The following is a 23,397-nucleotide window of genomic DNA, read 5'->3' as shown; positions in this document are numbered from 1 at the left end:
AATGCAGCTTCTTTATGGATAGAAGAGGAATTTTTTATTTAGAATGGATATACATTAACTTTCCGCCGGTTTATGGTTTGGATAAGTGTCTCCAATAATTCACCATACCCCAAGAGACAGCACCTTCATAGGTAAGGGTTTTGTCGGGGGCGATCTTTACGAAATACATGCCGGTCCAGTTGAAAGGAGAGACGTCGGGAAATGTTGGATAACCGCCACTAATGATAATTTCATTAATGGGATGATGGGTGGATAGCAAAGTGATTTCGTTATCTATTGGCGTTCCTTGCAATATTCTAGTTAAGCCCTTAAACAGGTCTCCTTTATTATGTGAAGGATGATTCAGCAAACTATCTTGTTTGATCGGCAAATTAAGTTCCATCAGTTCCACCGTCTCTATTGCACGATTGAATTCGCTGGCGTAGACCCGACTAATAGGGTAGCCAAGCGCTTTAAGATTGGCCCCTAACTCGCGCGCGCGGATCCGCCCTTCTTCATTCAATTGGCGTGCCAGTGCTTTGTCCTTTGATTTCCACCAGTTAGCCGGACCGGCATCATCATGATTCAAAGAATAATCCACGCCCTGATCGGCATCCGCATGACGTAAAACAAGCGCATATGTCTCGTTACTAACAGGCAATTTTTGTAAGGTTGCCCAACCTTTTAAGTAGGAATTATAAGTGTCAGTAGCTCCTTTTCCATTATAGGTGATTTGGGGCTTATCATGGTTTGTGTCGGTAGCCCCCAATAGATAAAAGCGCGTTTTGTTTTCGGGTTGTTCTTTGGGAGCAATATCAATAGCAACCACCTCTCCCGAGGTTAGGCGTTTTACTAAACCGTTAGCATCCATCTTGACACGACTATCATCGGAGCTAAAGATAGCATCCCTGTTCGTCGTTATTTGGAAGTTGTTTTTGTTTACGAAAAGGAGTTTTCCGTCATATTCAGCGGAAGTAATTTGGATGCCGGGTAATTCATGATCATCGCTTTTTTTACAAGCGCTTAATAAGAGAATGGATAGCCAAAGAATGTTTACGAAATGCCTTTTGCGAAGAGAAAGTAGTATCATCATTTTTATTATCAACGATATATAAGGCTTCACTCCCCAACGAAGGGATGAAACTATCCAGGAGCGATTTAATAATTTGTCTGCTGCTGTTATCTATAAAAATACGACGAAACGCACGATTTATTTGGCACTATACCCGTTAATTGAAGAAAAGATGAACTGATATCACAGAAATGCGCAGGTTTTTGGCTGGATAATGAGGTTATATGCCACAAAATGTATTAAAAATTGTGGCATATATAGTGAAAGGTTAATCTACTAATTTGCTTCAAGGTTTAAATTCCCGACACTTACGTGGACATCCACGTCAGCTCCACCTCCGTTCAATTTCCCTACCACACGATCTTTTTCCTTCGTTCCTGCAAAGTTATTTAAAGAGGGAAGATTAATCTTTCCTGCTGATAAATTCAAGTCTAAGCCTTTATCCATAGGAAGCTGGAGGTTAACACTTCCGGCAGAAACATCGATTTTTAAGTATTTATCTATATTTACCATATTAACCGAAGTACTGCCGGCGCTTGTTGCCAGATCAGCACTACCTGCCATGCGATCAACCCGAATACTGCCGCCAGAGGTTTTTGCCAGTAGTTCGCCACTAATATCATTGGCTCCTATACTTCCACCGCTGGTCCGCGCATCAATTTTTCCTTTTAAATTACTCAATTTGATGGAACCGCCTGATGTATGTAGTAGCAGATTCCCCGTAACATCATCTGCATTAATACTTCCGCCACTGGTTTTTAGGTTTACATTGTTTTTTACATGAGCTACTTTGATACTGCCGCCGGAAGTTGCTCCTTCGATATAACCATTAATGCCATTAAGGGAAAGGCTACCACCACTGGTTTTCAACTTTGCTGATGCTGCTTTAGGCACATAAGCTTTGAACGAAATGGATACCGACTTCTTCCAGTTTTTAAACCCGCTTTTTGGTCTGGCAATTGCGATGAGTTGCCCGTTATTGGAACTAATTTGTAAGTCGTAACTGTCTTTTAGCCGTTGCTCGATTTCTTCTTTGCTTAGGCGATTATTTCCGTTATTACCTTGCACAAATACTTCAAGACGAGCTTCGGAGTCATTTACACCTTCAACCGTTAAACTACCGCCGGAAGTTTGTAGATCTACCGAGCGGATATTTTCACTTCGCAATGATTTCGTTAAATAGGGCGAAGGAGTATCTTGTGCCGATGCCAAAAAATAGCTGCTATAAATGGCAATGAGAAAAAGAGTAAGCTTATTCATGATTTTTTTTCTAAAAGACGCAAATCGAAATTAAATGTTGCATGGCGGTTAGCTGTGAGATTTTTGCTGTCAGCAATCTGTTTTTAATTAAACAGAAAACCGATATCAGATGGCTGCTAGCTTCTAAAAGCTATTCATCCCGCAAACTATTTACCGGATTAGCTGCGGCTGCTTTGAACGTTTGCACACTCAATAATAGAACTGCTAACAAAAGCATTCCCAATCCACTCACTAGAAAAACCCACCAGCCGACAGGCGTTTTATAGGCAAAATTGTCAAGCCACCGATGAGCGGCCCACCAAGCTAAAGGAGAAGCGACAATAAAAGCGATAAGGATGAGTTTGATAAAATCCTTCGCCAATAGGCTAATAAGTTGAACAATAGATGCTCCCAACACTTTGCGAATGCCTACTTCCTTTGTTCGACTGTTTGTGGTATAAAGCACCAAACCTAACAGGCCCAAACAACTAATTAAAATAGTTAAACCCGTTGCCCAGTTTAACAGGGATGCGGTAGCTTGCTCTTTCTCATAAAACTTCTTAATACTGTCTTCCATAAATTCATAATTAAATTCCCCGTCGGGATAGTTCTCCTTAAAAAGTTCTTCCATATCGGGAATTGTTTTCTGCCAGTTCATTTCACCGGAATGGGCGGATCGAAGTTTTACGTGAAAAATATCTCCCCAGCGGTTTTGAAAAATGAGCGGTGCTAATTGTGCGTGCAAATTCTGCGTATGAAAATTCTTCACAATGCCAACAATAGGAACTTCTTTGTCATTGTATTTAAGGAATTGACCTAAAGCTTCTCCCGGTTGCCGAAAACCGATCTCTTTTGCGAATTGTTCATTAACCACAATTTCTGTTAACGAGTCGCTCGCAATCGCATTTCGCCCGGCAATGATTGGAATATTATATAGATCAAGAAAGTCATCGTCACCCCATCTAACATGAACAGTCGGTTTTAACTCTTCTTTCCCGTTGAAATAGCTAACATTTGCAAAGGCTCCGCCCGCTGTAGCTGGTGCAAGGAATCCATTGCTAACAGATGCAATACCCGGAATTGCCTGTAAGCGTTGCTTGAATTGCATGCGGTGGGTAGCGATGGTATCTCTGGGGGTGCGAAAAGTAAGAATGGCTTCTTTGGCAAAACCCATATCTGCATGGAGTACGAAATAAATCTGTTTACTGATAATCAAGGTAGATATAACAAAAAATTGCGCAATAACAAATTGAGAGACGGTTAACCCTTTTCGTAACAGCGCTTGTCTTGACTGCCCCAAGCTGACTAGTTGCTGGTTCTTCAAAACCTGTATCGGATTATAACCGGATAGAACAAAGGCTGGATATAACCCGGCAAGGACGCTAACTAATAAAACAATGAGTAGAACGGAAAACAACATGCTTGGATAACCTAAGAATGAGAAGGTGAGGCCTTCCGGTATAAAGGCAGAAAAGGCCCGTAGTAACAGCGGTATAATGATAATGGAAAGGACGGTAGCAAATGTTGTCAGAAAAAAAGTTTCTCCTAAGAATTGAACGACCAGTTGTTTTTTGTTTCCGCCGATCGATTTCCTAATACCAACTTCCTTGGCGCGTGTTGATGCTTGTGCCGTGCTTAAGTTAACATAATTGATACACCCCAAAAGCAATAAAAAGCACGCAATGGCGATTAAGCCATACAAAGTGGGTTTATGAGCGATTCGGATATCCATTCCCTGATAGCGCTCATCAAAATGTATGGTAGATAAGGGCTGTAACGCTAAATGAAGTTCGGAAAAAAAATGCCCTTTTTTGGAATGCTTTGCGAGTATCGTGTTTAGTCCTTGCTCTATTTGGGATGGCTGAGCCTGTGGCGATATTTTAACAAGTAAATTTGAGTAACCCATCCAATCGTCCCAAACGTTTAACATGAGGTCGTCTTTCAATGAAGTTTTCTCTAATGTGGGCAGTGATATAAACTCCTTACTTCGAAAATCGGTGATTTTTTCTAAATCATCCACAACTCCACTGACACTCACTTCTATATCCCTATACCTTAGGGTACTTCCTGGCACATCCTGCAAATCCTTTTTGGGAAAATAAATCTCGGCCCTACTCTTGGTAAGTACTACTTGAAAAGGTTGTGTCAAGGCAATGGCAGGATTACCGACTAACCACTTATAACCCATTAAGGCTAGATAGTCAGAATTAGTAAAAATAATACGTTCTTGTTTTTTAAAAGTCTTTTTGTTGACGCTTCCTGCCGGCACTTCAACATCTGCTTTTGCATCACCGGGAAAACTATAAATGGGAATTACTTGCTCAATACCCGTTATTTCTCCTTGAGCTGCCTGAGCCAAAGGGCCAGGTACAGAGGTGGAGTGTCCCTCAAAGCCATCTCGTTTTGTATCTAATACAATTCGATAGATCCGATCTTTATCCAGCTGAAATTGATCGAAACTAAACTCATAATGAACAATCATGGCGATGACTAAGGATGAGCTGATACCTATCGCTAATCCAACGATGTTAACGAGGGAGAAAAATTTGTGTCTCCATAAATTCCGCCAGGTAGAAACAAAATAGTTTTGTAACATAATGTTAGCTTTTAAGGTGTTTCAGCGATTCATCAAATAACCAATAACGAATAACTGATTACCAATAACGAGTAACCAATAACGAATAACGAATAACGAATAACCAATAACCAATAACCAATAACCAATAACGAATAACTGATTACCAATAACGAGTAACCAATAACGAATAACCAATAACCAATAACTGATTACCAATAACCAACACCAAGTTACTCATTGCGTAATGACTCAACAGGGTTGGTCAATGCTGCGCGTATAGTTTGCGACCCAATAACGATCAAGGCAATACCAACGGCAATGCTTCCCGCCAATATAAAAATCCAGATATTGATGGTGGTTTGATATTCAAAATCATCCAACCATTTATCCATTAAAAACCACATCAATGGAGACGCAACAAGCAAAGCGATTATTACTAATTTCAAGAAATCAAAAGATAACAACTTTACGATGGTTGATATATTGGCCCCTAAAACTTTCCGTATGCCGATTTCCCGATATCGCTGTGTGGTATGATAGGACACCAAACCTAACAAGCCCAAGCAGGAAATAAAAATAGCGAGCATTGCGAAATTGAAAAATAAATTACCGAATCGATTTTCTGAACGATATTGCCTATCAAAAAATTCGTCAGCAAAAAAGTATTCAAAAGGACGATTCGGAATAATCTCCTGCCATTTTTTTTCAATTGACTTCAAGGCCGTGTTTATATGTTGGCCATCTATTTTGAGTGATACCATACCGCCTCCGTTTCCTTGCCCATAACGCATGCTGAGGGGCTCTATTTTCGACTGTAGGGATTTAAAATGGAAATCTTTGATCACTCCGATGATTTTACCTTCGCTTCCCCATTGAGAATATTTTTTACCAATGGCGTCCGCTGGTTTTGCATAACCGAAGAGTTTAACGGCACTTTCATTTAAAATCATAGCTTGCGCAGTATCTGTTCCAAAGTTGGGCGAAAACATGCGGCCGGCCACCAGTTCAATTTTATATAGGGGAAGGTAATTATAGTCTACAAAATAGACCGGGAGGTTTGCGATCTGCATATCGCCTTGCTTGTTCTCAATTTCAGAATAAGCCACCGGGTTCCCACCACCCGGGACCGATCCGGATACAGCGCTAGCTAATACGCCAGGTACGCTGGTTATTGCGTCCTTTAAGATTCTGCTCTTGGCATCTCCGTTTGTTTGCAAAACCAATACTTGTTCTTTATTGAAGCCCAGATTTTGATTTCGCATATATGCAAGTTGACGGTTTACAATCAAGGTGCCTGCAATCAGCGCAATGGAAACCACAAACTGCACCACAACTAAGGTTTTTCTCAATAGTAAACCTTTTGTGTTAGACGAAAATTTACCTTTTAACACGGTTACGGGTTTAAAAGAGGATAATACAAGTGCAGGATAAATACCGGCAAGTAACCCGATTAAACAGGCTAACAAAAACAAAACGAGGATGTACACGGGATGGAGAAATATACCTCCACTAATTTCCTTACCCGCAAGAAAATTAAAATAGGGAATCAAGACCAGACAGAGTAAAATGGAAATTATAAAAGCTAATAAACAGATTAATACGGATTCACTGATAAATTGCCGGGTAATTTGTATGCGATAGGCGCCAACCACTTTTCTGATTCCTACCTCTTTGGCTCTTTCAACCGCTCTGGCCGTGGAAAGGTTAATAAAATTAATGCAGGCAATAAGTAGGATGAATAGCGCTACAATAGCAAAAACATAAACATTGTTGATATTGCCGTTTTCAAAACCACCTCGTTTTGAATAAAGATAAACGTCTTTAAGAGGCTCTAAAAAGAGGGTGTAATGCATCTTGGACTGATCCATTTCCTTACCGACACGGTTAGTTAAAAAAGCGGGAAATTTAGCGGTTAATAAGGAAGGATCAGTATTCGGTTTAAGAAGTAAATAAGAAGTGAAACCAAAATTACCCCATTGCTCATCAAATTTAAAATTGGCCATTTTAATCAGGGTGACCATAGAAACAAACACGTCTCCTTTAAACTGCGAATTTTCAGGAATATCTTTCATCACACCTGTAACTTTGCTGTTGAAACCTTCATCGGTCAGTAGCAAACTTTTACCGATTGGATTTTCCTTTCCAAAATATTTTTTGGCTGCCGATTCGGATAGAACCACGCTAAAAGGCTCTTTTAATGCCGTTTCCGGGCTTCCTGCTAGTAGCGGAAAATCAAATAGTTGGAAAAGGGAGGAGTCAGCAAAGAATACGGCGCTTTCCTGATATTTGATATTATCTTTGCGTATTAACAAACTATTGGGCAGTAAACGCACGTAGTTTTCGATCTCCGGAAGATCTTTAGCGGCATACATTGCCATAGGGCCTGACGTGATATTCGCATTGATGGTTTCTGTGGGTGTCTTGACATCGCACACCAAGCGATAAATGCGATCAGCTTTTTCATGATACCGGTCGTAACTTCGTTCGAAATTGACGTAAAGCGCAATAAGAAAGCAGGCCGTCATCCCAACTGCCAAGCCACAAATGTTGATAATGGAAAAAGCTTTGGTTTTCCAGATATTCCGCCAGGCGATTTTTAAATAATTTTTTATCATGATTTTTAGCGTTTAGCTGCCAGCTATTAGGCATAAGCCATTAGCGCCATGAGCAGTGATCGAATCTATTCTGTCGTTACTTAGAGTTACTGCTCAATTAAAAATAACAGCGCTTAAACTAACGGATAGCCACACTATGTTAATAACAGCATAGCTTTTGTTGTTAAACAAATTTCTAAATACAGTTTTAAGATAATTCTTAAACATAGCTCATTAGTTTTTAGGTGTTAGTATTCAGCCCCTTGATCTCGATCTTATCTGTCAAAGGGCCAAAACTTTGTTGTCAGCGCTGTTAATTGACTTATAACGTATAACTGCTGCCTATCGCAAGCAGATAAAACGTATAACTTCAGGAAAACAGCTAAAAGCCGCAACTCATTACTCCGTTCGAATTGCCTTTATCGGATTGTTTTTTGCCGCTTTTAACGATTGTCCGCAAACGGTAAGTCCAGCGATGGCAAAAGCTATAAGTCCTGCGGCAATGAAAACCCAACCGTGAAGCTCCGTACGATACACATAATTCTCTAACCACTTACTCATCATCCACCAGGCGATTGGAAACGACAGGATGAACGATATGCCGACCAGCTTCATGAAATCTTTTGATATCAATAAAATTATGTTGCTTACGCTGGCTCCTAAAGTTTTACGTATACCGATTTCCTTAAACTTGGTTTCAGCTGTATAGGTTACCAAGCCAAATAAACCTAGACAAGAAAGTAGAATCGCAATGCCCGCAAAGATGTTGAATAGCCTGCCTGCGCGCATATCGCTTTTATACATATTGTCAAAAGCCTCATCCATGAATTGGTAGTTGAAATCATAATCGGCATTGTATTTCTTCCATAAAGTTTCTATCGCTGCAATCGCCTGTTGTGCTTGTTGTGGCTTTATCTTAACATACATCGCTTGCCAACCCCAGTTCTCGTTCATAAAAATGAGACAGGGCTCAATGGCAGTTCGCATATTTTTGAAATGAAAATCTTTGACAACCCCTGCAATAATGCCAGGCTTGTCATGGAAACTAATGGTTTTTCCCACAGGATTTTCTATGTTCATCTGGGCGATCGCCTGTTCGTTTAAGATGTAATAACCGCTATCTGCAGGTGTTCCCGAGAAGCCTTTTCCTTCAACCAACCTCATGTTCAATACCTGTAGGAAATTTCGATCGGCGGAGATCTGATTGATCATAAAATTGCCCATATTATCGGGTTTCCCTTCCCATACAATGTCCCCGGTAGCGCTTGCGAGATCAATAACGCCTTGGCTTGATACCGTTACGCCTAAAATGCTTGGATTGTTTTCCAACTCGCTCCGAACAGCAGCGTAATGCTTTCCGAAATTATAGGCACCGAAGGTTAAAATATTCTCTTTGTCATACCCTAAGTTTTTATTCTGTATAAAGGAAAGCTGTTTTGCAATAACAATCGTAGAAACAATGAGGACAACGGAGCAGGTGAATTGCAATACAACTAATACTTTGCGGAAAGAGCCACTGCTACCCAATCGAGGCAAAAGGCCCTTAAGTCCTAAAGCAGGATTAAATCGTGATAGTGTTATTGCGGGATAGATTCCGGCCATTAGTAATACTAATATCAAGGCAGCACCAAATAATGCCCAAACGCGGCTATCAAATAAGCTAAAGCTCATTTCCTTTCCCGACAACTGGTTGTAGATAGGCATGGCTAAAAAGCTGAACAACCAGGAAAGGAGCATGGAGATTAGAAAAACAACCAGTGATTCGGTTAAGAACTGTAAAAACAGATGCGTACGATTGGCGCCTACTACTTTCCTTACACTTACTTCTTTGCTTCGCCTAGCAGACCTTGCTGTAACAAGGTTTACATAATTGATACAGGCAATTAATAAAATTACGAGGGCAATTAAGGTAAATATTTTAACTTGGCGCATGCCTTGTTCGTCTCCTTTGGGATCATAAAGATGAATTTTATGTAAGGGCTGCATTAAATAGACAAGGTCTTTAAAGAAATCGCTCGACTGGTTTTTTTTATGAAGAGCGGCTAGTTGTAGCCCAACTTCTTTTGCGTTTACTTCGGATTTTAGAAGAAAATAGGTGTCGTAGCCAAAATTTCCCCAATCGGCGTTGATTGGATTGCTCTCGCGACCTTCATTTAATTGATCAAATGGAATGAAAAAATCATTACGTATGCTCGAATTTTTTGGTATATCCTCAATAACACCCGAAACCCGAAAGCTGATACCCTCAAGCGCTTTTACCACTTTGCCAACAGCTTCTTCTTTGCCGAAAATTTTTTCGGCTAGCGACTTGCTTAGGACAATAGAATGTTTATCGGGAAAAGGTTGTTTTTCGTTTCCTGCAATCAATGGAAAGTCAAATATGGAAAAGAAGCTGGGATCGACATAGTAGACGCTTTCTTTGAATTTCTTACCTTTGTAATCCACTAAGGTTTCCTGCCAAGTATTGATTCTACAGGCGTCTTCTACGGCGGGCAATTCATTTTTTCCGAAAACAGCCAAAGGAGCAGAGGTACTCCATATTTTCGTCATTTCCTTGTCAATGGCGCCCGATGCCCTGAAAATTCGGTCACCTTTGCTGTGCATCTGATCGAAACTTAGCTCATCCCAAACCCATAATAAAAGTAATACAGAAGCCGCTAGACTTACCGATAGGCCAATAATATTAATGGCCGCATAAAGCTTGCTTTTCGCCAAGCTTCTGAAAGCGCTTTTAAAGTAATTCTTTAGCATAGCTATTCCTTTTAATCAGATTTCAGCCCGTCAACTTTAATTTAGCCCTAATTGCTAGGGTCTAAAGCCGAAACCCTACTTTACGCCACCGTAGTCATCACAACTTGCCCGTCCAGCATTCGGATAATGCGATCGCTATAACGCGCATCATGTTCGCTGTGGGTAACCATTACAATGGTAGTCCCTTGTTCGTTTAATTCAGTAAGCAGCTGCATTACCTCATTACCGTTATTTGAATCCAGGTTACCTGTCGGCTCATCCGCGAGGATAAGCTTAGGATTATTAACCACCGCTCGGGCAACGGCAACCCGTTGCTGTTGACCGCCGGAAAGTTGCTGTGGAAAGTGGTTTCTACGGTGCATAATCTGTACCTTCTCAAGCACCTCTTCCACTCGTTTTTTGCGTTCGGCGGCCGGCACTTTCGTATAAATCAGCGGGAGCTCTACGTTTTCAAATACAGTTAGCTCGTCAATCAAGTTGAAACTTTGGAAAACGAAACCAATATTGTGTTTACGCAAGTCTGAACGTTTCCGCTCGTTAAAGTGGGCCACCTCTATATCATTGAATTTATAACTGCCTTCGTCTAGATCATCTAAAAGGCCTATAATATTCAACAATGTGGATTTACCACATCCTGAAGGACCCATCACTGCTACAAACTCACCCTTTTGTACTTCTATACTTAGGTTGTTGAGCGCTACCGTTTCCACTTCCTCAGTACGGTAGAATTTTTGAAGTTCAGTTATTTTGATCATGGTCATTTAGCTATAAGCAATCGGAAATCAGCTTTCAGTTTCCTTTTTTGTGTTAGAATTTTTAAACCACACCAACTGCCTTTTATTTATTATTTTTATATTTAAACCTCTGTTTTTAATCTGAATTTCTTTTATGCGCGACTTTACCACGCTAGATTTTTGGCTTCGTAGTCATAAGTTGACGTTAAAAATTTATCATCTGACCAATCGCTTTCCTAAAGAAGAGCTCTTTGGTCTAACTTCTCAAATGAGAAGATCCGCATTATCGATTCCTTCCAATATTGCTGAAGGCTGCGGGCGAAATTCAAATAATGAATTAAAACGTTTCCTCACAATAGCAAGCGGTTCCGTTTCCGAGTTACAATATCAACTCATTTTATGTAAAGAACTAAAACTTTTAGATACAAATACCTCTGTAGAACTAAATAATGAAATCATCATCATCAGAAAATTAATCCACAGTTATGTTTCGAAATTATAACATAAGCCGATAGCCGACAGCTGAAAACCGATAGCTATTTTACCACCAACTCCTGCACCTTATCATACGTTTCGTAACTGGAAGTTACCACCTTTTCGCCGGGTTTCAAACCTTGAATCACTTCATAATAATCTGGGTTCTGTCTTCCTAATTGCACATCAGCGCGGTAAGCTGTTTTGCCGTCCGAGCTCAACTTAAATACCCAGTTTCCGCCTGTTTGTTGATAAAATCCGCCTTTTGGTAACAACACTGCTTTTGTTTCATCACTTAAAGCTAAACGTATTTGCAACGTTTGTCCACGTCTGATGCCTTTTGGCGTTTCACCATCAAATTCCATATCCACTTGAAATCTGCCGTTAGCGACCTGTGTATAGACCTTTTTAACACGTAACTTATAGGTTTTACCCGACAAGGTGAATTCACCATCTAAATCTGGATAAATACGTGAAATATAATGCTCATCAATATCAGCTTTTACCTTAAAGCCACTCAGCACATCTAATTGGCCAAATCGATCGCCCGGATTCTTCTTTTGTCCAATTTCTGCATCAAAAGCTGTTAATTGGCCATCTATCGGCGCCCTAACAATCAAATCGCCTACTTTACGACGCATTAAGTCAAGCGCACTGCGTGTCCGTTCATAGGTTTCACGGCTTTCTCTTAATGATTGCTGCGTCCGGATAGAGTCCGTGTGCAGGTTTTCTCTACTCAATTTCATGCGTTCAACCTGATACGTATATTCGTTACGCGCTTTTTCAAACTCTTGTCGACCAATTGCTTTTTGGTCGTATAAATGTTTCTTTAGATTAAATTCTCGGGTTGCTTCCTTAAAGCCGTTTTCTACCTCTGCCATTTGGTTGCGCGTAGCGATAGACGCTTGTTGCGCGTTTGTTTGAGATATCTGCGATTGCGTTAGCAAGTTTAATACCTGTGTTTCCTGGTTGACCAAGCTCAATTCCAAATCCGTGTTCGATAAACGCATAATGGGATCGCCTTTTTTCATGATGGCACCGTCTTCGACAAATTTCTCCTCTACGCGTCCCCCTTCGGATGCATCTAGATAAATAGTACTGATTGGCATGACCATACCGTTTACGGGGATAAACTCGCGGAACGGACCTTCGGATACTTCTGATATAGTTATTCTTTCTGCGTCAACATTTAATTTTGATTTTCCCGAGGTAAAATAATAGCTAGAGAAAATCAAGGCACCAATGCCCACAATCCCTGCAACGGTAGCTATCCGCTTATTATTCCATTTCTTTTTTGGTAGTGCTCTGTCCATTTTTATTCTTTATGCGGCAAGAAAATATCCTTTTTGCTCGTTTAACAACTATACAAGCTTGTGCCATAAAAATAGGCTGCTAATAATCAGCTTTTTACGTGTTTTTTCGGTTTTGGTACTGTCCGATATCGTACACTTTATGTGCGCTTGCGTACAGCATATATAAAGTGTTTTGTAACATTTTTTCTGATAATCAGTCTTTTAATAATAATGGTATAGTTATATCTTTACATGAACCAGTTGTCTGCTTTCAGCCGTTAGCTATCAGACTAAATATTACAGAAAAAAGATACATAATATATATATTATAAATCAACACAGTTTGACGCCCCTGCATACCGCTTGTTTGCTAAAAGCGTACGAGTCTGATTGCTGAAAGCTGATTACCGAAAGCTAAAATAACATGAAACACGCCAGAATACTAATTATTGACGATGATCCTGATGTATTAACGGCAGTCAAATTGCTGTTAAAAAGAGAAGTCAGTGAAGTGATTGCAGATAAAAACCCCGAGAATATTCCTGCCATCCTGTCGAGACAGCCTATTGATTTGGTACTACTTGATATGAACTTCAAGAGTGCTATCAATACCGGTAATGAAGGGTTGTATTGGTTAAATCGGGTTAAGTCGCTCCGTCCGGAGCTGCCTGTTATAATGATCACCGCCTATGGTGCTATTGATTTAGCGGTTACATCATTAAAGCAGGGAGCTACCGATTTCATCGTAAAGCCATGGCAGAATGAACATTTGCTACAAGTAATCGGAGATATCTTAAATAAAAAACCGGGCAAAAAGAAGTCGGAAACACCACAAGTTGCGCAAAGTGACATTATAGGTGAATCGGAAGTAATGAAAAACCTGATGCATAAAATCACGAAAATTGCACCAACAGATGCCAATATTCTTATCCTGGGTGAAAATGGAACAGGGAAAGATGTGATTGCAGACATGATACATCGTGAGTCTAGGCGGGTTTTAATGCCTTATGTAAAAGTTGATGTTGGCGCTTTGACGGATACACTCTTTGAAAGTGAACTTTTTGGCCATAAAAAGGGCGCTTTTACAGATGCAAGGGAAGATCGCGTAGGACGCTTCGAAGCAGCTGATAAAGGGACTTTATTTTTAGATGAAATCGGAAACATTTCTTTACAGCAGCAGGCAAAATTATTAAGTGTGCTTCAAAATAGACAAGTTATTCCACTGGGAAGTAATACACCAATTCCTGTTGATATACGTTTATTGTGTGCTACTAATGTGCCGCTAGTGGCATTGGCTAACGAAAGTCGCTTCCGAAAAGACTTAATCTACCGCATCAATACCGTGGAAGTGCAAGTACCCCCTTTGCGGGAAAGGGGAAACGACATCTTACTTTTGGCTCGCCATTTTATGAAAAAGTATGCTTCTAAATATGCAAAGCAGTTTCCCGACTTGGATAAACGTGCAGAAGACAAGCTTCTAAATTATCATTATCCGGGGAATGTTCGCGAGTTACAGTATAGCATTGAGCGGGCAATTATTATGTCAGACGGTGAGACATTAAACGCAGAAGACATTATATTCTCTCCAATTGAGCAGGCCGGCGGCCAGGCAAAAATAGAGCATGATGCCTATAATTTAAGTGAAATGGAGAAAAATGCGATCATGAAGGTAATCGAAAAACACAATGGTAACATTAGCAAAGCCTCGCAGGAATTAGGACTAACACGTACGGCTCTTTATAGAAGATTAAGCAAGTATAATATCTAATGAACCGTTTGCGTCTTTTAATTACGTTTAGAGCGTTTTTACTTTTTCTTATCATTGGTCTGTTATGCTGGTTGCTTCTTACCGGTTATTACCTTTATGCATTGCTGGTTCTTCCGGTGTCCTTGTGGATGCTTAGTTTAAACTTTCGTTCGCAATTGCGCGCCTATAGAGAACTGGAAGAATTCGCAGAAGCGGCCCGCTATCGCGACTTTACCCGCTTCTTTCCCCTTCAGAATGCCGGACCTGAAATCAGGCCACTTCGTGGTGCTTTTAATGAGATTAATGGTGTATTCAAAAAAATAAGTAGTGAACGCGAAACCCAATACCAATACCTGCAAACTATTTTAGAAGTAGTAAACACCGCCATCCTTTCTTATGATGAGCGAACAGGAAAAGTCGTTTGGATGAATGAGGCTTTTAAAGAATTATTTAATATCCCTTATATCTCCGTTATTGAAGGATTGAACAAGCGTAATCCTGACCTATATCGGAAAGTAACGGAAGTGTCGTCAGATAAAGCGGACGTTTTTACGGTACCAACGCCAAAAGGCGTACTCAAACTTCAGTTTTCTACAAGTAGTTTTCAAACACCGGAAGGACATTATCGGTTATTAGCTTTCCAAAATATTAATGAGGCGTTAGATGAAACTGAATCGAGGGCTTGGCAAAAATTGTTAAGTGTTTTAACGCATGAGATCATGAATTCGATTGCGCCAATATCTTCCCTTGCTGATACCTTGAAAAACCGATTAGAAACGTTACCAAACAGCGAAGAGCTTGATGATATACGCTTAGGTACCGAAACGATTAAAAGAAGAAGCGAGGGTTTGCTGAAATTTGCAAGTACTTATAGAAGCCTCAACAAAATTGCTCAGCCGGAATTAACAACCGTTTATGCCTCGGATTTGTTCGAAAACCTTTATCAATTAATGGAACCTTCGCTTATTCAGAAAAATATTGAACTGGACATCATCCTGAAGGATCCCATCCTCCAATTATCCTTAGACGTCAATTTAATAGAACAGGTACTTATCAATTTGTTGTTAAATGCTATGGAGGCAGTAAAGGATATAGAGAAACCTTATATTAGCCTCTCCGCGCTAGCAAATAACGGTAGTCCACAGATTAAGGTGATGGATAATGGAAAGGGGATACCTAAAGATTTGCTGGAAAGCATTTTTGTTCCTTTCTTTACTACCCGTAAAAGCGGAAGTGGCGTTGGTTTAACACTCAGCAAACAGATTATGCTCATGCATAAGGGAAACATTAGCGTCCACTCGGAGGAAGGGAAAGGAAGTGTGTTTACATTGCAGTTTTAGTCGGCTGTCGGCTATGAGCAGTCAGTAATCGGATAAAATTAAACAATGAAAATCGGCTGTCGCTGAAAGCTGATGGCCGAAAACTGAAGGCAAAAAAATGAAAATACTCGTAGTTTGTTTGGGGAATATTTGTAGATCTCCACTAGCTCATGGAATATTAGCCCATTTAGCGAAAGAAAAAGGATTAGATTGGGAGATTGATTCGGCAGGAACGGGAGACTGGCATGTTGGAGAATGTCCGGATAGGAGATCGATAGCCATTGCAAAAAAATATGGCGTCGACATCAGCGGGCAGCGGGCTCGCCAATTTAATCGGATTGATTTTGAATGTTACGATAAGATTTTGGTGATGGATCGGAATAATCTGCGTGATGTATTGGCGATGGCTCATTCGCCGGCCGATCGCGCAAAAGTAAGCCTCTTCTTAGAAAATGATATTGTGCAGGATCCGTACTATGATAACAACCTGTTTGATCCGGTCTATAAGATAATTGCAGCGCGTTGCGAAACCTTGCTAAAGGAGTTAGCCAGCTAACTTTCTAACACCACGAGTCGATCTCCTTTTAAAACCGGGATCGTATTCAGCAGATCAACCTGTAAGCAAAAGTCAATATCTTTTTGGATCCCTAAGTGCTGTAATCGTTTACTATGGGCACTTTGAGCAAGAAAGTCGGCCAGGTCGTTTGCCGCGGCTAGATACAGATTTTCAGCAGCAATGGCTGCGTCATCTCCTTTTTGATGGCTATCCTTCAGTTTGTTTATAACCGCACCGGCAAAGACCGTGTCTTCTAAGTTAAAATTATCTTTCCACCCGGCACATACTAATAGGACAGGATCATCTTGTCGCCGTAACCAGTTACAAAGCGCGGTAAGATTCAAAAAAGATCCGATGACAACATTTTTGGCTTCTCGTGATAAGTGAATAGCCTTTGTACCGTTGGTAGTAGTCAATACAATGGTTCTGCCGTTGACTTTCTCGCTAACATAAGAAAACGGAGAATTGCCGAAATCAAAACCATCTACTACTTCACCATTTCGCTCGGCAGCAAGTAAATATCCATGGTCTTTATAAATAGCGCAAGTAGATACTTCCGCCACAGGAATAATCCCTTCAGCTCCGTTGGCCAATCCGTAGCACATAGAGGTAGTAGCTCTAAAAATATCGATCACCACCACAATGCTATTTCTGATGTCGTGTAAATGAATGAGCGCAGGGCTCAAGCAAACGTTTATTTCCTTAGTTTGGTCAAGCAAAATATAAATGTTTTTTTCGGATGATGTAAATGACAGCTTATTTAATAAAAGGGGGCTTACTTACCACAGCCTTTACTTTTTTATCTCTTATTTTGACGTAAATTTCAGTTCCTTCTTTGCTATATTCCTTACTTAGATAACCTAATCCGATTGATTTTTGAAGCGTTGGAGATTGGGTGCCGGAAGTAACATGCCCAATTGGTTGGTCGTTTTCATTAACAAGTTCGTAGCCATGTCTTGGAATGCCGCGCTCAATCATTTCAAATCCAACTAATTTACGCTGTATTCCTTCTTCTTTTTGTTTTTTTAAGTTTTCAGCATTTACAAAGTCCTTTGTAAATTTGGTTACCCATCCCAAACCCGCTTCGAGTGGTGAAGTGGTATCATCGATATCATTTCCATATAAACAGAAACCCATTTCAAGACGTAGCGTATCGCGTGCCCCTAAACCAATTGGCTTGATTCCAAAAGGCTTACCGGCGTTCATAATAGCCTCCCACACTTCTTTCGCATGTTCATTGTCAACATAAATTTCGAATCCTCCGGCACCGGTATATCCTGTAGCGGAAATTAACACATTATCTATGCCGGCAAATACACCTTTTTTAAAGGTATAATATTCCATTTCTCCCAAATCTAGGCTTGTTAGGCTCTGCAATGCTTCTGTCGCTTTAGGGCCTTGTACTGCGAACAGGGAAGTTTTATCAGAAATGTCTTTCATTTCAACACCAAAGGTGTTGTATTTTGAAATCCAGTCCCAATCCTTTTGTATATTAGAGGCATTTACGACGAGTAAATACGTTTTTGCGTCTATACGATAAACCAGAAAATCATCGACAATACCTCCTGTTTCGTTGGGTATACAGGCATATTGAATTTTCCCATCAAAAAGCTTTGACGCATCATTGGAACTTATTTTCTGTACTAATTCCAATGCTCTTTCTCCTTTTAATATGAACTCGCCCATATGGCTTACATCGAACACGCCTACACCGGTACGAACCGTTTGATGTTCATCATTGATACCCGTATATTGTACGGGCATGTTGTAGCCTGCAAAGGGTACCATCTTAGCACCGAGCGCTATGTGTAAATCCGTGAGGGCGGTAGTTTTCATGTTAGAACAAATTAAAAAATCAAAAAATGCTGCGCAAACTTATACAAAATAAGGGTACTTGCAAAAACTTGTTTTGTTATGCAGGGATTTAGCTTTAAAAAAAGAACTTTTTTCTTAATCAGCTTTTTCTTGATAAAAAGCTGACCAAAACCGAAGAACGAAGTGATGAGTTCATGAACACTTTTGAAAGTAAACAAGAGTGAATAAATCAAGGCTATGGATGCTACCTTGCACCTGATGGCAAAGCATCACTGGCGCGGATTGGAGCCGTTTCACTTCTTCAATCCGCTTGGGTACTACAATATGAACATATGTACAAATGCTTTGCTGCTCGTTGCGTCGGTATCCTCCAAGGCCATTCTTCTCACGCACAGGGCTGTATTTAGGGCTGAAAATAAATACGTTCGGTTAAGAGTAAAATCCCTACGTTCTGCTAAAGTATCGCCTAGGAAATTTGCGGTTTGCACGTTGATGCACTACCTCTTGTAGCAAAGTTCCAAGCGATGAGTCTTTGGTTACTTTTTTCATCATTTGTTAGTTTTCAATGGCATTCAAGCTACTTCGTGGTCTGCGGAAGAAAGTGACAAAAAAAGGTTCTTTTAATATAAACACCTTCATCTATATGTTAAAGACGAAATCAACCAACTGGAGTTCATCGAAGGTAACGCCTGTTTTGTTATGAAGGCGCTCCATAAGCAATTAAACAAAAGAAAGACTTAACTGAGGATCTGTAATCCTGAAGGTTTTACGATGGTGTGGGGTTAAGCCATACTTCAGAACGGCATCCCGATGCCTTTTTGTGGGGTAGCCCTTGTTTTTTAACCAGTCGTATTCAGGATGCTCGTTGGCTAAATTGTCCATATAATCATCGCGATAGGTTTTTGCCAAAATGGAAGCGGCGGCTATTGAAAGATACTTTCCATCACCTTTTATAACACACTGATGGGGAATATTTTGGTATCTTCTGAAACGATTTCCATCAACTAGAATATATTCGGCCTGCATTTTCAATGCATCTAAAGCTCGATGCATCGCAAGAAAAGAAGCGTTTAATATATTGATCTGATCAATTTCTTCCGCGCTCGCACTCGCAACAGCAAAAGCAAGGGCTTCATTTTCTATCATTTCCCTCAAATCATAGCGCTGAGCTGCGGATAATATTTTCGAATCATTCAGAATACCGTGCTTAAATGAGGAAGAAAAAATAACGGCTGCAGCGAAAACCGGGCCCGCCAGGCAACCTCTTCCAGCTTCATCGCATCCAGCTTCAATTAATTCATTTTGAAAGGTAGATAACAGCATGTCTATGATACAATATTGATGGGGCACAAATGAAGCAAAGATAAGAATTTTTCTAGCTATTAGATGTTAGCTGTTAGTGCATAAATTTGTGAAGGCGCTTGATTGGCTAGTGCCTAACGCCTAAAGGCTAATAGCTAGATTCTATATATTTTTTATGTTACAATTAAACCAAAAAAATGTGAACCAGTCAAAAAGCTGCTTTACTATACAAAAAAACATGGGATTTCAGAAGACAAACTTGTTGATCTGTACTTGTCTGTTGTTAAGTTTCTGTTCCGTATACGCGCAGAAGAAGAAATCCATAGTTCCTACGGCGATTGACTTTAGATCCGATATTCAGATAGATGGGGATTTATCGGAATGGGGAGACAGCTTGCGGAATTATTATGAGAAGCAAGACCTCCAATATGAGATAGCAAATGACGAGAAGCAGATATATGTGGCAATGCGTGTGAAAGATGGCAGTTGGCAGACGCAAGCCTTGCACCAAGGGTTTAGCTTCCTCGTAAATAAGGAGGGAAAGAAGAAGGAAGGGGCTTCGATTATTTTTCCAATTCCCGATCGTGAGTCTTTGAGAAGCTTGGCATCAAAAGATAAGGACGAGAAACCGGCCGATATACGGGAGGGGATTTTGAAAGCAGTACGAGCCATTTTCATTGTCGGAATGGCGGATGTCGTGGATGGCCCCATCTCACTGGAAAATAACTATGGTATTAAAGCGACTGTGAAAATTGACAGTTCGGACGCGGTATGTTATGAGGCAGTTATTCCCTTCGAACGAATAGGATTGGAACAGGAAAGAGATAAGGAGGTAGCATTTAACATAAAAATAAATGGCATTATCATGCGTACAGTAGGAGGTGGGCAACCAATGGGACGATATGGTTATGGTGGATATGGATATTACGGTACTCAACCAAGTAGAAAGGAGACACAGCAAGAACCTGGGACGTGGATTATCTTACCACTCGCTAAACCCAAATAAAATAGTCGTACAGATACTAAATATACAATCATTAATTAAATGTGCTTAAAAAAAATCAACCAAATTGTTAGAAGTATTTTTCTTCTCTCCCTCTTCGGAATAAGTCTTTGTTCTTTTCAAGCGCAAGCACAGACAGGTAAAGTAGTTAACGGTGTGCTCAGGGATAGTACAGGGCTGAGTGTGATTGCTGCCTCCGTTAAACTGATGTCGCCGCAGGATACGCTTCAGGTGAGCAGCGACGTTGATGGAAAATTTAGCTTTAAAAATGTAAAGGCAAGCAGTTTCAATTTGCTGATTACCAGTTTGGGTTTTAGACCATTTAACAGAAGTTTTTCCTTCAATGGACAGCATTCGCTTGATTTACCCCCATTAGTTATGTCGTTCGAATCGAAACTTTTAGAGGTAGTAAATGTAACAGGAGGTACTTTAGTAACGATGAAAGAAGACACGGTGGAATACAATGCAAAAGATTACCGGGTGCGGCCAAACGCAATGACGGAAGAACTTATAAAGAAACTGGATGGAGTAGAAGTGGATAAAGATGGTAACGTGCAAGCGCAGGGTGAAAGTGTCACGCGGGTTAGAATTAATGGAAAAGACTTCTTTGGCGGGGATGTGAAAACAGCAACAAAAAATTTACCGGCTGATATCATTGAGAAAATACAAATCGTGGATGATTATGGCGATCAGGCAAATCTAACCGGTAATAGAACAGGAGAGCCCGAGAAAATATTGAATATAACGATAGCGGAAGAAAACAATAACGGTAATTTCGGGCAGTTTGGTGCAGGGATGGGCACGAAGCCGGCGGGAGATAATGGATATCGATATCAGCTGGGAGGTATGTACAATTCATTTACCGGGTCACGCCAATTTTCTGTCTTGGTCAATGCAAATAATAATAACAACCAAGCTTTTGATTTCAATGCAAGAGGCAGTGGAGCCAGAAGGATGCCCGGAGGGGGAGGAAGAAGAATGGGAGGCGGTTTTGGCGGTCCGGGAGGTTTTGGTGGAGGAAGCAACGGCTTAACCGATTCGTATTCAGCGGGCTTCAACTATAGAAAAGATTTTAATGATAAATGGACTACCTATGGCAACTATAGCTACAATCATAGTGATAATAACGTAATCAGTGCCAATTCCATTCAAGACTTTTTTCTTGATACAACGATTTTAAGAAACACCAATGCTACCAGTAATGCGATCAGTAATAATCATCGATTCGACTGGAATGTAGAATATAAACCGAATGATAAATTATTTATCAAACTTTCGCCTACATTTAGCATTGGCAACAATAATACAGGAAGTTATGAATTTACCTATCAAAGTATAAATGATACACTTTCTAATAAAATCGAAAATATAAACCATGATAAATCCTTTACACCAAATTATGGTGGTAGTGGCTTATTGAACTACAAGATAAACGATAGGGGTAGGAATATCTTTTTTAATTTTTCGCTAAATTCAGCCAGAACAGAGCAAGACCTGGATAGAATTATCAATAATATTACTTTCAGCAGGGACTTAGACAGCGCTGCTATTTACCAAAGGCAGTTGGTAGATTTGAATAATAAGGGGTTCAATGGGGGTACGTCCGTCTCGTATATTGAACCGCTTACTGACAAGAGCAATTTAGAGTTTAGTTACGATTTTAATTTCGCAACTTACGATAACGATCGGCAAGCGAACTCAATGGACGTGGAAGGAAATAGCATACCCAACCCATCCTTAAGCAATTTTTACGCGTATACCTTTTCAACTCATCGTGCCGGAGTTACCTATCGCTATAGAACAGATAAGTTCGTTTATCAATTAGGGGCTACCGTTTTACCTACCAGGCTAACAGGACATACAACCTTGGCTGGTCAAGATTTATCGTTCGGACGAAACGGCTTTTACTTTGTTCCGGTAGCTCGTTTTGAATACAAAGCTTCACGAACCCGCTCATTAAATGTGGAATATCGGGGGAATGCAAGCGAGCCGACCTTCTCGCAATTACAACCAATAACGGATGTTTCAAATCCAAATTTTCCTACGACGGGTAATCCTAATCTAGCTGCGGAGTTCAACCACACGCTAAATCTACGTTACCGTAACTTTGATTTCAAATCGGGTAATATTTTCTTCGCCGTATTGAATGCGAATGTTATCGAAGATAAAATTACGACTAATCGTATTACAACGATGGACGATAGTTTAGGAGTCGTTCAGGAAACGAGATACCTAAATACTGGCGGGAATTATAATGCCCGCGGTTTTTATCACTATGCGAAACCCTTTAATAATCGTAAGTATGTAGTTTCCTTAAGAGGATCCGCCAATTTCAATAATAACATATCCTATGCAAATTCTGTGGAGAATGAGGCTAAGAATTGGGTATTAAATCAAGGGCTCAATGTGCAGATCAACCCTAAAGACTGGCTGGAAATTCGACCGGGAATAGACTTTACCTATAACACCACAAAAAACAGTTTACAGAATCGGAGCAATCAGAATATAACGACTTGGGCCGCCTCTATGTATGGTAATATTTATATCACACCCACCTTATTATGGAACTTTGATGTAGCTAAAACGAGTAACAATGGCTATGAAGGTAATGTTCAGGCCAATCCTTTAATTATCAATACGTTTATTGAGAAACAATTCTTTAAAAACAAAAACGGAATGTTGCGCCTGCAAGCCTTCGATTTGTTAAACGAACAGGTGAGTATATCGAGGTCTGTTACCGAAAATAGAATTTCGGATAGCAGAACAAATCGACTCGCTCGTTATTTTATGCTATCTTTTACGTATCGCTTTCAAAAATTTGCAGGTAGAACGGGAGCTATGCCAGATGATAATGGCCCTGGACGTTGGGAAAGAGGTGGTCGGTCTATGAGTGGACCAGGGGGAAGGCCGGGTGGATTTTAATATACCCACAATTTTATCTA

General features: G+C 40.3%; 16 protein-coding genes. 6 read left to right on the top strand and 10 right to left on the bottom strand.

Annotation, left to right across the window (positions count from 1 at the left end):
* Positions 1 to 70: 70 nt before the first annotated feature.
* The 6 genes from FKG96_RS02840 to FKG96_RS02815 form a co-directional block, all read right to left on the bottom strand.
* The gene (locus FKG96_RS02840) at positions 71 to 1,072 is read right to left on the bottom strand and encodes a histidine phosphatase family protein (protein WP_149105126.1); all 1,002 of its coding nucleotides are present in this window, start codon (positions 1,070 to 1,072) and stop codon (positions 71 to 73) included.
* A gap of 255 nt (positions 1,073 to 1,327) precedes the next feature.
* On the bottom strand, positions 1,328 to 2,311 hold the full coding sequence (locus tag FKG96_RS02835) for a DUF4097 family beta strand repeat-containing protein (protein ID WP_149105125.1): 984 nt from the start codon (positions 2,309 to 2,311) through the stop codon (positions 1,328 to 1,330).
* A gap of 130 nt (positions 2,312 to 2,441) precedes the next feature.
* Positions 2,442 to 4,886 carry an ABC transporter permease gene (locus FKG96_RS02830; protein WP_149105124.1) on the bottom strand — a complete coding sequence of 815 codons (2,445 nt, stop codon included), beginning with the start codon at positions 4,884 to 4,886 and terminating at the stop codon, positions 2,442 to 2,444.
* 212 nt (positions 4,887 to 5,098) lie between these two features.
* Positions 5,099 to 7,483, bottom strand: coding sequence for an ABC transporter permease (locus FKG96_RS02825; protein ID WP_149105123.1), 2,385 nt, complete (start codon positions 7,481 to 7,483; stop codon positions 5,099 to 5,101).
* Positions 7,484 to 7,861: 378 nt separating this feature from the next.
* Positions 7,862 to 10,213 (bottom strand): ABC transporter permease, encoded by a 2,352-nt coding sequence (locus FKG96_RS02820; RefSeq protein WP_149105122.1) that lies wholly within the window; start codon positions 10,211 to 10,213, stop codon positions 7,862 to 7,864.
* A gap of 80 nt (positions 10,214 to 10,293) precedes the next feature.
* On the bottom strand, positions 10,294 to 10,968 hold the full coding sequence (locus tag FKG96_RS02815) for an ABC transporter ATP-binding protein (RefSeq protein ID WP_013664472.1): 675 nt from the start codon (positions 10,966 to 10,968) through the stop codon (positions 10,294 to 10,296).
* 133 nt (positions 10,969 to 11,101) lie between these two features.
* On the opposite strand from FKG96_RS02815, the gene FKG96_RS02810 reads away from it, so the two are divergent.
* Positions 11,102 to 11,449, top strand: a complete 348-nt coding sequence (locus FKG96_RS02810) for a four helix bundle protein (RefSeq protein ID WP_130854729.1) — start codon at positions 11,102 to 11,104, stop codon at positions 11,447 to 11,449.
* A 34-nt stretch (positions 11,450 to 11,483) separates the two neighbouring features.
* On the opposite strand, the gene FKG96_RS02805 is transcribed toward FKG96_RS02810, so the two are convergent.
* On the bottom strand, positions 11,484 to 12,734 hold the full coding sequence (locus FKG96_RS02805) for an efflux RND transporter periplasmic adaptor subunit (RefSeq protein ID WP_013664470.1): 1,251 nt from the start codon (positions 12,732 to 12,734) through the stop codon (positions 11,484 to 11,486).
* Between the two features lie 403 nt (positions 12,735 to 13,137).
* Between FKG96_RS02805 and FKG96_RS02800 the strand changes: the two genes are divergently transcribed.
* The 3 genes from FKG96_RS02800 (at position 13,138) to FKG96_RS02790 (ending at position 16,335) form a co-directional block, all read left to right on the top strand.
* Positions 13,138 to 14,481 (top strand): sigma-54 dependent transcriptional regulator, encoded by a 1,344-nt coding sequence (locus FKG96_RS02800; protein WP_130854730.1) that lies wholly within the window; start codon positions 13,138 to 13,140, stop codon positions 14,479 to 14,481.
* Positions 14,481 to 15,800, top strand: coding sequence for a PAS domain-containing sensor histidine kinase (locus tag FKG96_RS02795; RefSeq protein ID WP_130854731.1), 1,320 nt, complete (start codon positions 14,481 to 14,483; stop codon positions 15,798 to 15,800). Before FKG96_RS02800 ends, FKG96_RS02795 begins: the two co-directional genes overlap by 1 nt.
* 97 nt (positions 15,801 to 15,897) lie before the next feature.
* A complete protein-coding gene (locus tag FKG96_RS02790) occupies positions 15,898 to 16,335 on the top strand; it encodes a low molecular weight protein-tyrosine-phosphatase (protein WP_130854732.1) in 438 nt (145 codons plus the stop codon).
* On the opposite strand, the gene FKG96_RS02785 is transcribed toward FKG96_RS02790, so the two are convergent.
* From FKG96_RS02785 to FKG96_RS02775, 3 genes are all read right to left on the bottom strand, one after another.
* Entirely contained in the window at positions 16,332 to 17,054 is a 723-nt protein-coding gene (locus FKG96_RS02785; protein ID WP_013664466.1) for a 2-phosphosulfolactate phosphatase, read from the bottom strand. The two genes, FKG96_RS02790 and FKG96_RS02785, sit on opposite strands and share 4 nt — an antisense overlap.
* A 37-nt stretch (positions 17,055 to 17,091) precedes the next feature.
* A complete protein-coding gene (gene gcvT / locus FKG96_RS02780) occupies positions 17,092 to 18,171 on the bottom strand; it encodes a glycine cleavage system aminomethyltransferase GcvT (RefSeq protein ID WP_130854733.1) in 1,080 nt (359 codons plus the stop codon).
* Between the two features lie 699 nt (positions 18,172 to 18,870).
* Positions 18,871 to 19,473, bottom strand: a complete 603-nt coding sequence (locus FKG96_RS02775; RefSeq protein ID WP_130854734.1) for a ribonuclease HII — start codon at positions 19,471 to 19,473, stop codon at positions 18,871 to 18,873.
* Between the two features lie 217 nt (positions 19,474 to 19,690).
* Here FKG96_RS02775 and FKG96_RS02770 point away from each other — a divergent pair, with 217 nt between their 5' ends.
* Both FKG96_RS02770 and FKG96_RS02765 read left to right on the top strand, forming a co-directional pair.
* Positions 19,691 to 20,458, top strand: coding sequence for a hypothetical protein (locus tag FKG96_RS02770; protein WP_130854735.1), 768 nt, complete (start codon positions 19,691 to 19,693; stop codon positions 20,456 to 20,458).
* A 39-nt stretch (positions 20,459 to 20,497) separates the two neighbouring features.
* Positions 20,498 to 23,377 carry an outer membrane beta-barrel protein gene (locus FKG96_RS02765; RefSeq protein WP_130854736.1) on the top strand — a complete coding sequence of 960 codons (2,880 nt, stop codon included), beginning with the start codon at positions 20,498 to 20,500 and terminating at the stop codon, positions 23,375 to 23,377.
* Positions 23,378 to 23,397 lie beyond the last annotated feature (20 nt).

The organism is Olivibacter sp. LS-1, assembly GCF_008245145.1.
Classification (GTDB): Bacteria; Bacteroidota; Bacteroidia; order Sphingobacteriales; family Sphingobacteriaceae; genus Olivibacter; species Olivibacter oleidegradans.
This window is presented reverse-complemented; position numbering and strand designations above follow the sequence as displayed.